8 protein-coding genes and 1 other annotated feature are annotated in these 12,411 nt (G+C 39.3%); of the genes, 5 read left to right on the top strand and 3 right to left on the bottom strand.

The features are described 5' to 3' along the window. Positions 1–165: 165 nt before the first annotated feature. The 4 genes from JZO83_RS07590 (at position 166) to JZO83_RS07575 (ending at position 5,212) form a co-directional block, all read left to right on the top strand. Positions 166–2,460 (top strand): glycoside hydrolase family 65 protein, encoded by a 2,295-nt coding sequence (locus JZO83_RS07590; RefSeq protein WP_207115407.1) that lies wholly within the window; start codon positions 166–168, stop codon positions 2,458–2,460. Continuing rightward, the gene (gene pgmB, locus JZO83_RS07585) at positions 2,453–3,118 is read left to right on the top strand and encodes a beta-phosphoglucomutase (protein ID WP_207115406.1); all 666 of its coding nucleotides are present in this window, start codon (positions 2,453–2,455) and stop codon (positions 3,116–3,118) included. The genes JZO83_RS07590 and pgmB overlap by 8 nt, the downstream gene beginning before the upstream one ends. Then, complete coding sequence (locus JZO83_RS07580) at positions 3,111–4,121, top strand: aldose epimerase family protein (protein ID WP_206855771.1); 1,011 nt, start codon at positions 3,111–3,113, stop codon at positions 4,119–4,121. The genes pgmB and JZO83_RS07580 overlap by 8 nt, the downstream gene beginning before the upstream one ends. Before the next feature lie 74 nt (positions 4,122–4,195). Next, on the top strand, positions 4,196–5,212 hold the full coding sequence (locus JZO83_RS07575; RefSeq protein WP_207115405.1) for a LacI family DNA-binding transcriptional regulator: 1,017 nt from the start codon (positions 4,196–4,198) through the stop codon (positions 5,210–5,212). Positions 5,213–5,386: 174 nt separating this feature from the next. Here the strand turns inward: JZO83_RS07575 and tyrP are convergent, their stop codons facing one another. The 3 genes from tyrP to tyrS form a co-directional block, all read right to left on the bottom strand. After that, positions 5,387–6,805 (bottom strand): tyrosine-tyramine antiporter, encoded by a 1,419-nt coding sequence (tyrP, locus tag JZO83_RS07570; protein WP_206855765.1) that lies wholly within the window; start codon positions 6,803–6,805, stop codon positions 5,387–5,389. Positions 6,806–7,050: 245 nt separating this feature from the next. After that, a complete protein-coding gene (gene tdc, locus JZO83_RS07565; protein WP_207115404.1) occupies positions 7,051–8,925 on the bottom strand; it encodes a tyrosine decarboxylase in 1,875 nt (624 codons plus the stop codon). A 291-nt stretch (positions 8,926–9,216) separates the two neighbouring features. Further along, entirely contained in the window at positions 9,217–10,473 is a 1,257-nt protein-coding gene (gene tyrS, locus JZO83_RS07560; protein ID WP_010736393.1) for a tyrosine--tRNA ligase, read from the bottom strand. 83 nt (positions 10,474–10,556) lie between these two features. Next, positions 10,557–10,760 (bottom strand) — a binding site (T-box leader). A gap of 293 nt (positions 10,761–11,053) precedes the next feature. Here tyrS and JZO83_RS07555 point away from each other — a divergent pair. Continuing rightward, positions 11,054–12,211, top strand: coding sequence for a hypothetical protein (locus JZO83_RS07555; protein WP_242542504.1), 1,158 nt, complete (start codon positions 11,054–11,056; stop codon positions 12,209–12,211). Positions 12,212–12,411: the final 200 nt, after the last annotated feature.

The raw sequence follows: 12,411 nt of genomic DNA, 5'->3' as shown, positions 1-12,411 counted from the left end.
ACAATATAGTATAGACTCTTTATCAATAATAATATATTCACGATATTTTTTTCTTGCTAGTCATTTCTCAACAAAAAGATTCTCGATTTCTCACTTTGCTATTGACTAACGCAACCGGTTGCGTTTATTATAAACCTAAGAAATGAAACATTTAGGAGGAGAATCATGAAACAAATCAAACGCTTATTCCAAATCGATCCTTGGAAAATCAGTACGACAACATTAGATAAAGAAAATTTACGTTTGCAAGAGTCCTTGACAAGTATTGGAAACGGCTACATGGGGATGCGTGGGAATTTTGAAGAAACGTACTCTGGCGATCATCATCAAGGTACCTATTTAGCGGGCATCTGGTATCCCGACAAAACTCGTGTTGGTTGGTGGAAAAACGGCTATCCTGAATACTTCGGAAAAGTGATCAACGCTGTCAACTTTATTGCGATGGACATTTACATCAACGACCAACTGATTGATTTAGCTTCTCTTGATCCAGAGGATTTTCATTGGGAATTAGATATGAAAAACGGGGTCTTATCTCGTCATTTTACGATCACCACAGCAACGAATAAAGTTCGGTTCTCATTTGAGCGTTTCTTGAGTATCGTCAAAAACGAAGCAGCTTATATCCGTGTAACTGTAGAACTACTTGCCGGCACTGGCAATGTAAAATTTGTTTCCAAACTTGATGGGAATGTTCAAAATGAAGATAGTAACTACGATGAACATTTCTGGAATCAAATCGACCGCAGCACAAAAGATTCAATCGGTTATTTGACAACCAAAACGATTCCTAACGCTTTTGATATTGAACAATTCACTGTCACTGCTGGCATGCGTCATTTGATCAACGGTGAAGAAACGATACCTGTATTTGAAGAAAAGACATTAGCGTTACAAGGCGTCTTCTCATTTGACCTAACGCTAAATGAACCGATCGTCATGGACAAAGAAGTCGTGATTTTGACAAGTCGTGATATCCCTGAAGCACAACAAGCCTCAACACTTATAGAAGAATTCAAACAGTTGACTACCCATTACGATGCAGCCAAAGAAGAACAAACTGCCGCTTGGGCAAAACGTTGGGAATTAGCGGATGTAGTCATAGAGGGTGATGACGAAGCGCAACAAGGGATTCGTTTCAACCTTTTCCAATTATTCTCTACTTATTATGGTGAAGATGAGCGCTTGAATATTGGACCAAAAGGCTTTACTGGTGAAAAATACGGCGGTGCCACTTATTGGGATACAGAAGCTTATGCCGTGCCACTTTATCTTGCATTAGCTGACCCAGAAGTGACGAAAAATTTATTGAAATACCGTCATAATCAATTGCCACAAGCTATTCATAATGCCCAACAACAAGGATTAAAAGGTGCCCTTTATCCAATGGTGACCTTTACTGGTGTCGAATGCCACAATGAGTGGGAAATCACCTTTGAAGAAATCCACCGGAACGGTGCAATTGCTTATGCGATTTACAACTATACAAATTATACTGGCGACACGTCTTATCTGAAAAAAGAAGGGCTTGAAGTATTGGCTGAAATCGCTCGTTTCTGGGCAGACCGTGTCCATTACTCAAAACGCCAAAACAAATATATGATCCACGGCGTGACTGGTCCAAATGAATACGAAAACAACATCAATAATAACTGGTATACGAATACGATTGCTGCTTGGGTCCTCCGTTATACACGAGAAAACTATTTAGCTTATAAAGAAGAAGCAACGATCGAGATCACTGAAGAAGAATTAAATCAATGGGCAGATATCGTTGAGAATATGTACTACCCTGTTGACGAAGAGCAAGGTATTTTTGTTCAACATGATACATTCCTAGATAAAGATTTGATGCCGGTTTCGGATTTACCGCTCAGCGAATTGCCATTGAATCAAAAATGGTCTTGGGATAAAATCTTGCGTTCTTGCTTTATTAAACAAGCGGATGTTTTACAAGGCATCTACTTCTTCAATGAAGAATTTACAACAGAGGAAAAACGACGAAACTTTGATTTCTATGAGCCAATGACTGTCCATGAGTCTTCCCTTTCCCCAAGTATCCATGCGATTTTAGCTGCTGAACTTGGTTTGGAAGAAAAAGCAGTTGAAATGTATCAACGTACTGCTCGTTTAGATTTGGATAACTATAATAACGACACGGAAGATGGCTTGCACATTACTTCGATGACAGGTAGCTGGTTAGCAATCGTCCAAGGCTTTGCTCAAATGAAAACTGCCCATGGCGAATTATCTTTTGCTCCGTTTTTACCAAACACATGGAATGCCTATTCTTTCCATATCAACTATCGTGGTCGTTTGATTTTTGTTGCTGTTTCTGACGAACAAGTAACCTTCACATTACTAAATGGTGAAGCACTAGAATTAAGTGTTTACGGACAAAAACAAGCGTTGACTGATCAATTGACGATCCCATTGAGAAAGGAAGATGCACATGTTTAAGGGTGTTCTATTCGATTTAGATGGTGTCATCACCGACACAGCAGAGTTCCATTATCGCGCTTGGAAAAAACTTGGTGAAGAAATCGGGGTTTCAATCGACCGCAACTTCAACGAACAATTGAAAGGCGTTAGCCGGGAAGATTCATTGACGTTACTTCTTGCCTATGGTAAGAAAGAAAATGATTTCTCAAACGAAGAATTCGCTGATTTAGCTAAGCGTAAAAATGAGTACTATCTAGAAATGATCCAAGAAATCACACCATCAGACGTATTTCCGGGTATCGTTTCCTTATTAACGGAATTAAAAGAAGCGGACATCAAGATCGCCTTAGCTTCCGCAAGCAAAAACGGCCCATTGTTGCTGAATAAAATGCAATTGACTGACTACTTTGATGCAATTGCCGACCCTGGCAAAGTAGCAAGTGGCAAACCCGCCCCTGATATCTTTTTATTAGCAGCAAAAGAAATCGGCTTAGCTGCTACTGAGTGTGTAGGTATCGAAGATGCAAAAGCAGGCATCCAAGCAATCATCGCAAGCGGTGCCTATCCTGTAGGCATTGGGCGCAAGGAAGATCTTGGGGAGGAAATTCCGATCGTCGCTGATACGTCTGCGTTAACACTCGACTATCTGCAACAAGTTTGGCGTAAAGATGTCTGAACCAAGCATCTCTGTTCTCCCCATCAAACAAACAAACCTAAAAAAAATCACATTGAAGAACGACGAGCTAGAAGTCGTTCTTCTCAATTATGGTGCTCGTTTACACCAAGTGTTCACACCCGACAGGAATGGTCTCAAGGAAAATGTCTTACTCTCTTACGACAATCTCCAAGATGTTTTATCCGATCAAAGTTTTTTTGGTGCAACTGTTGGTCCAGTGGCAGGTAGGATCAGAAATGGCGAATGGGAAACGCATCAACTCGAAAAAAATAATGGGCATCATCATATCCATGGCGGAACAAACGGTTGGTCCTTTCAATTTTGGGAGGTAGAAGTATTCAAATCACCTCAAGCAGTTGGTGTCGTCTTTTATTTAAAAGACACTTCTTCAGGTTATCCAGGACCAATCACCGCTACTGTCACTTATCAGTTAGAGGGCAACAAATTAGTGATGATCACTAAGGCGAATAGCGTCGTTGAAACGATTTGTAATCCTACAAATCACGCCTATTTCAATCTATCAGGTAATGGAAAGCGAGATATTGATACGCATCAACTTCAAATCCAATTAGATAGCCTGTTACTTCTTGATCATGATAACTTACCTACAGGAGAAACAATCGCTAAAGAGGACTTACCCATCGATTTCCATAAATCGAATCCCTTAACGGAAATTTTGTCTAAGTATCCTATGGGGCTTGATGATGTCTTTTTATTGAATTCACCGAAACTAACAAAAAATAGTTTAACATTATCAGAAGAAACTTCCGGTCGCCAAATGAATATAGCAACTACGAACAAAAGTATGGTATTATTTTCTACAACTGGATTCGATGAAGAGCTACAAATCAATGGCAAAAAAATGCACTCTAATTTTGGTTTAGCCATCGAACCACAAGAAATACCAGATATCGTTCACTTTCCGGCGTTTGGCTCGATTACACTACGTCCTGGACAAGAACGTATCAGCCAAACAACTTATGAATTCAGTACATTCACTTGACCATTTTTGCTTTATTTGATTTTAAGAAGCCAACCAAGACGATGAACGATGAAAAAAGAAAGGTGATTTAATTTATGTCAATTACAGTGAAAGATGTTGCAAAAAAAGCAGGTGTAGCGACATCGACTGTTTCTCGCGTGATCAACGATCATCCAAGCATTTCTGAAACAACGAAAAAGAAAGTACGAAAAATCATGGATGAGCTAGGATATGTGCCAAATATCACGGCGAGAAATCTTGGTAAACGTATATCAAGCGCTGTAGGTGTCATTCTTCCACCACTCGATTCAAAAGAGCGTCTTGGCAACCCGTTTTATCTTGAGATCATGGAAGCAATCAACGAAGAAGCTCGTCATCACGGCGTGACAACAGCTATCGCTACAGCCAAAAGTTTCGACCTCTTGTTAGAGAACGTTCAGCGAATGCATTTGCAAAAACAAGTCGATGGCTTTATCCTTGTTTATTCGGATAGCGAAGACCCAGTCATCGATTATCTCTATGAACAACAGATTCCGTTCACGCTGATCGGACAACCGTATCATCATGAGAACGAAATCATCTACATTGACAATGACAATCAATTGTTAGGAAAACAAGCAACTGAATTCTTGATTGATAATGGTCATAAAAACATTCTTTTCGTGACTAATACCACCCACGAAAGTTTATATTTTGAACGCTATTTCGGGTATCAAAAAGCCATGATGTTAGCGGGGTTGAATGCCCAGCCAAGTGTCACTTTGGAACAAGCCGAAGATTACTTGGCGTTTGATTCGATTTTGAAAAATACGAAAGCGACAGCATTAGTTGTCATCGATGATATTTTCGCGCTGCGCACGATGCAACTCGCTCAAATGTATGGCTATGTCATCCCGGAAACCCTTTCGATGATCAGCTTCAATAACTCGATTTTTTCTACTTTGATGCACCCTTATTTAACGAGTATCGACATCGATATCTCTGAGTTAGGGCGAGTCGCAATGCAAAAATTACAAGAACTGATCCATGAAGAAGTGAGCAATGGCGTGCGCTTAGTGATCCCCCATCGTTTGATCAAACGAGAAACTGTTGTTCCATTGAAAGAAAAATAGGTCATTCATTCCTAGGAAGATCAAACAAAAATAGAGCATTAGAACACGTCTACTTAGCCAAAAGTTGAGACGTCTCTATTTTTTGCTCTTGATTTTTTAAGAAAAACAACACCTACGAAGAAAAAAGTTCTTCATAGGTGTTGTTTTATATTCTCTAAGAGATCGTTTTTCCTGTTATTCTTTTAAGTCTGTTTCAACTTCAGTCAACCAGGTTGCTTTCTTCACGCGATTGATGATCAACGGAATAACGAACATCACGATCGCAATGGCCCCAACAAGCAATGCATCCGCTAATGTTGAAGTTCCTAATGTTGAAACAACAACGGCGATGATTGCCAGCATCAACATACAGCTAACAAGCCAAGCAAAGCCATTTCCTTTTTTACCGATTCGATAAGGACGTGCCAATTCTGGATGGCTAGTTCTCATTTTTAATAATGATACGGCAATCAAGAAATAAACAATGCAATAAATCACGGTTGTTGCATTTGTTAATGTAAGAAAGACCGCACTTACATCATCCATTATGCCATATAGCAATGCAAAGAGTGAGATAACTACTGATTGTGTCAATACAACATTTCTCGAAACACCATATTCGTTTTCTTTATGGAAACCAAATTTTGGTGGTAAGAACCCTTCACGAGCCACTTGGATGATCGTTTTCGAAGGTCCAGTTACCCAAGCAGATAATTGTAAAAGAACACCAATAAAGACCATAAAGCTGAAGATATTACCAATGATCGTTGGCAATCCTAAAATATCACAATAGATCAATACTGGTTGTGTGATATTTGCCAATTCCATCGTTCCTTCTGGTACGACATTTGCGACAAACAAAGCGTTGATGACATTCAATAAGACAAGTCCGATCAATGCAATGAAGACCCCTTTAGTATAGTTCTTCGTTGCATCTTTCAAACGAGGCATATAGACTGAACTCATTTCGATCCCTACAAAGATAAATGTGATCCCTGCCAAATATTTCAACGAATCACTGTGTTGTAGATCAGGCAATGCTTTCGACCATGAGAAATCTCCTAGATAGCCATTTGAAACAAGTCCCACTTTGAAAAACGCTAAGATCCCCAAAACAAACATGATCACAACAGGAATATATACCCCTAGCCAAACACCAATGTTCCCGCCGACTTTCGCCATGTCAAACTTCAAGTTGAGCAAGGTGATGATCCAGTAGATGACCAAGATACAACCTAAAACAAAGTAGTGATTATTTCCAAGAGACGCATTTCCAAATGTATTTCCTAATAATGGCCCTAAGGTAGAAGCGACCATTACCATTCCCGGAAACATTTGCACCCATAGCAACCAAGCAACGACAAAACCCCATTTACTACCTAGTGCTGTTTTTACCCAAAGTTGTGGGCCTCCTTCTTGTGGAAGCATCGTTGATAATTCACCAGAAATCATTGAAATAGGTCCAGCAAAAAACAAGACGGCAAAAATAGTGTAAAAAATCAATGTCCAACCAACAGCTGACAACGTTGGGATACTACGAACAGTGGCACATAGCGCCATAGTCAAACCAATAAATGTTCCTAGCCCCATTTTACTTACTTGAGCTTTACTCAATTTTGACACTCTCCTTATTAATGATTAAATAGGCGTGTCTTTGAAACTTTTTCATTAATAGCAAATAAAAGCAAACGTACGGACAACTTGTGCTTTGAGTATTTTTGCTTGGATCATCAAGCTTCAAAGGCACTCCAACATGAAATAAATGAGTTGAGAGAGGAAGCTCATCCTTCGTTCTTTTTGAACGAGAGATGAGCGCTCATTTCGACTCCCTTTCTCCTCACTCATCCAAAGATTTACGTTTATTTTGTTTCGTTTGCCACTAACTGATCTGCATAGATTTTTTCTAGTTTACTTTGAAGTGCTGCTTTGATTTTTTCTGCATATTCTTCAAAATGTTCTGCTTTATTCATATATGGCGTCATGACACTAGCACGTAAGACTGTGACTTTTCCAGCGCGTTCCCATTCTTCTTCTGTAAATCCTAATTGTTTTACAAATTGTAATGGGCTATTGCCATAATCTGGAATCGCAAAGTCTGTATGAGAGGTCAAGAATTCATTGCCATAGATGCTTCCTTTGACATAAGAAGAATAATCATACACATCATGGTTCAATTGATTCATTGCTACCAGATCATCATTGCCTTTTTCTTTGAATACATAATCGACCATATTGAAATCTGGATAAGTCAATGGATGAACTTCGATTTCTTTATCGCCCACTTTGAATGTTAAATTATTCAAGAAATTGAAGAAACGATGTGCACCTTCGATCGATGCCCCCATCAATTTACCGTAACCAGTCACATTCAATGGTAGTACATGATGTGCTGCCCAAACACTTGCGGCAGTTGCTCCCGCTTTTGATCCTTCTAAGATATAAGCACCAAGTAACGCTGGGATATCTGCTCCTTTTTCAAATACATACGTTGCAAAGTAAGAGATCACATCGCGCATACGAATGTCTTTGATTACGATTCCTCCAGCAGAGTAAGGAACATAGCCCATTTTATGTGGATCGATCGTTACTGATTCTGCTTCTTCAATTGCTTGATACGCATGATGCACTTCTTTTAAAAGATAGTCTTTATTTTCTGTGAAGACATGATGTTTTGCGTGTACTTCTTTCAATTGATCAAATGGAATGAACTCATTGTTTTCATCAAGGAAGATCGCACGTCCGTAACCACCGTAAGCTGCATCTACGTGTAGATAGAAATAAATACCTTCTTTTTCTAGTGCGCGACGTAATTCAACGATTTTGTCGATTTCATCGATTGCACCTTCTTCGGTAGAACCAACGACACCAACGACACCTAAAACTGGTGTTTGTTCAGCAGCCAATTCACGAATGATCGCTTCAAGTTCATTGATATCCATGCGGTAGTTGTGATCGACAGGCACTGGGATCACTTGATCTAGACCGACACCAATGATGTCTGCTGCTTTCAACCAAGAGTAGTGTTTTGTTTGTGGTACTAACCATTTACCTAATTGTTGCAGATGTTTCCCACTGCGTGCAGAATGTGCTTTGATCTCATCGATTTTTTCTGGCACTTGATCTAATAGATCGATGATTTCACGCGTTGAAAGATTCATCAATTCCCAGTCTGTTTTTCCGGAAACCAATTCAGGTGTCACTTCTTTCATCGCAAGTGGCAATGATTTGATGTTACGTGCATACCATAGACCTTCCAAGTTAGCTAATGAACCATCTGCGACGATGTGTCCCCAGCCATTTTTGTACCCCATCAATGTAGCAAATTCCATTCCTACTTCTTCTTCCATTTGACTCGTTGCTGGAGAAGATTCATAAGCGACATTATTTCCGTTCCATAACATCGCAAAATTATAAGCCAATAATGATGGCATCAATGTTTCAGAGTTCATATGTCCCCAATAACGTCCTGCATTATGCCATGGGACAGAGTGCGTACGCATCCGCGTAGAGATTTCTGCTAACACGTCTTTTGTTTTGTTGATCGTGTGAGCGAAGCTTTCACTGCTTTTTTCTTCCGGCGTAATGATCGGCATATCTTGTGGCATATAATTTTGACGCCATCCTAAGTGTTCGTCCACTAATTCATTTAACAAAGCTTTATAGATTTGGCCATTCTCTGCTTTGTCTCCAATGAATAGTGCATTTAAATTTAAATCATTTACATTTGATTCCATGAAGAAACCCTCCTAAAAATAATTATTTAAATTTTGTCGAGGCTTAGGTTACACCTGTTTTTTATTTCTGTAAATATCATTTTTTCTATTTTCCTCATTTCATTTTAATGTTTTTAATTGTTTGAATTGTTGGTACAATTGATAAAAATTAAAAAAAGGAGGGAATTTACAAATGTAAATTCTCTCCTTTTGATTGTATTAACGACAATCGGCGTAACTATTAGGATAAGTTTCAAAAATTGGAATTTTGTAATGGAATAGACCTTTTACAAGGCAAAAAATTACTAAATTCTAATCAACTACTTTGGCCAAAAAGTAGCGTTTTTTCCCTTTTCTGATCACTACGAATTTACCATCAAATTCTGTAGCTGGATCAATGACAAAATTTAAATCGGTTACGCGATCACCGTTAATACTTATAGCTCCGTTCGATACATCTTCACGTGCTTGACGTTTTGATGGCTCGATCTTTGTGGAAACAAGTAATTCCACGATATTTTCAGGGGTACTTGAAATCTCGACATTCGGCATATTTCCAAAGCCTTGTTCGATTTCTGAAGCGTTTAGTTCTTTGATATTTCCAGAGAATAATGCAGCTGTGATTTTTTGCGCTTCTTGCAAATCTTCTTCGCTGTGGACAAAACGTGTCACTTCTTCGGCTAAACGGCGTTGTGCCTCACGTTTCTCAGGTTCTGTCTCCACTTTTTTCGCTAATTCATTGATTTCTTCTTGTGATAAGAAAGTGAAGAATTTCAAGTATTTTACAACATCACGATCATCTTGGTTCAACCAGAATTGGTAGAATTCGTAAGGTGATGTTTTTTCAGGATCTAGCCAGATCGCACCGCCGGCAGTTTTCCCAAACTTCGTGCCATCCGCTTTTAGCATCAATGGGATCGTCAATCCAAAGGCTTCTGCTTCTGGTCCTTCCAATTTACGGATCAAATCTAAACCAGCAGTGATGTTCCCCCATTGGTCAGCTCCACCGATCTGTAACTGCACGTCGTACGTTCTGTGCAAGTGTAAGAAATCGATCGATTGCAAGATTTGGTAAGTGAATTCTGTGAATGAAATACCGACTTCCAAACGACTTGCTACGATATCTTTTGCTAACATCGTATTGATGTTGAAGTTTTTTCCGTAGTCTCTTAAAAATTCCAGTAAAGAGATATTTGATAACCAGTCATAGTTATTCACGAATGTGATATTTGCATCTTTCCCAAACAATTTACGCATTTGGTTCGATAAAGCATCTACATTGTGCTGTACTTGTTCCATCGTTTGTAACACACGTTCGCTCGTACGGCCACTTGGGTCACCGATGGTTCCAGTTCCCCCACCGATCAAGATATATGGATGATGTCCTGCTAATTGGAATCTTTTCATCATCATAAATGGGATCAAATGACCAATATGCATCGAATCGCCTGTTGGATCAACCCCGCAATAAAGGGAAATACTCTTTTCTTCAACAAGTTCACGAAGTCTTTCTTCGTTCGTTTGTTGGTTAATGGCATCACGCCACGTTAATTCATCAATAATATTCATCGAATCACCCTCCATAATTTTTTATCAAAGCAGAAGATCTGCTCGTTGTTTGATTGAATAAAAAAAGTCCCTTGACTAATCAGTCAAGGGACGAAAATTCGCGGTACCACCCAAATTATATGTTTGCTTCCAAAACATATCTCTCAAACATTTAACGCTGTCGCGTGGCATCAAGCCATAGACTCCTAAAATGTAATTCGCGTTAAAGCATGTACTAGTTCGCAGCAACCACTAGTTTTCTGAAACATTGGCTTTAATCACTACTTCGTTTTATTCATCGTCTAATTCTTTATTCATCTATCTATTATCTTAGAACGCACTGTTTTTTTTGTCAACCAAAAAATTTTTTGATTTTTCAAACTAAAAAAAATGAGACACGGGCATACTTGTTGAATGGATAAAAACCTTGATCCTCGCATCAGGGATGAATGATCCATTATTTCTGTCTGCATTGCTAAGCAGCGATTTTTCTGTGGGTGCCACTTTTTCTTTAATTCTATAATTATCGTTTCGTCGATAACTCGAACAGCTGTTATATTGTACTTGTTATACAATTATTTTTTAGAAAGAAGGTAAAGAAATGAAATCCATTGTTTTGAAAACCGCATTATCCGCTGGTGTTTTTTTGTGTGCAATCTCTTGCTTGGGTGTCTCTCAACCTGTCGGTGCTGTACAAATGCAGCCAACAGTTAGCGACACAGATTTTATCGGAGCTTATGCAATCAGTGCATCTAATGTTGAATTAGCAGTAGGTGAAACATCTAACGAACAGATTTTAATCGCCTCTCATGCACGGATCACCAATTCGATTGGCGTAGAGATCACGCCAATCATCAAAACAAGTAATGTACAAGATCGCCCTGGTATCTACCGAGTGACGATTGGCACGACGAATATCTCTTCAGTAGAAAAAGTAATCACTATCACAGTAGGCGACACTCTTGAAGATTGCCCGAGTTACGGTATTTATCAATTAACTGCTGAAGACGCAACTGTTCCTGTCGAGAACACAGACGAAGCGTCGATTCTTCAAGCAGCAAGAGCTCAAGCAACGACATCTTCCGGATATCCAGTAGACGTTGTTATCAAGAAATCAAATGTAGTGAGCAATACCCCCGGTACGTATCAAATCGTTTTAGGAATCAAAGAAGAACCAAAAATCCGTAAAACGATCCAAGTCACCGTGACAGACAATAAAGGCGAGGAGGAGGAGGAAGATCTTTACTTTGTTTACGCCTCTGACGCTACTGTCTCGATCGACCAACTAGACCAACAATCCCTGATCAGCATGACAAACGCCAAGGCAACTGATATTTTAGGGAATCCCTTGCCTGTAGAAATCAAATATTCCACGATCAAATTTGAACCAGGAAATTATACGGTTACTTTCGGTCTAAAAGGTGACTCAACATTCGTTACTAAAACTGTTAATATTACAGTCACTTCTGACAATTATGTTCCTTCCATGTTTTTCCTACAAGCATTCGATGCTACTGTTCAGTTGGGTGAAACGGATGACTCATCGTTGATCCAAGCAACTGGCGCAACTGCGACAACTATCCTTGGTCAAAAAGCGAACGTCTACGTGAAACGTTCCACGATTGAAGCAAACAAAACCGGCAATTTCGCTGTGACTTTTGGTGTAACAGAAGATCCAAGAGTTGAAAAAACGGTAACGGTCTCCGTCGTGAATGAAATCAACTGTCCAGGAATAGGTGGCGGCACTGGGAATATTTAGGTATCAGCAACTAGTTTAACAATCAGAGGATCGGACATAATCCATAAATGGTATCTGCTAAAAATCGCCTTCAAAACGTAAAAATTAGTTTTGAAGGCGATCTTTTTGTATCGAACATTCTAGTGAATTTTTCCTCCCATAAAGATAAAAAGAGCAGCTGAGACAAAAGTAAAATTCACTTTTGACGTATACTCCAAAAC

Source organism: Enterococcus sp. DIV1298c (assembly GCF_017316315.1).
Classification (GTDB): Bacteria; Bacillota; Bacilli; order Lactobacillales; family Enterococcaceae; genus Enterococcus_B; species Enterococcus_B mangumiae.
This window is presented reverse-complemented; position numbering and strand designations above follow the sequence as displayed.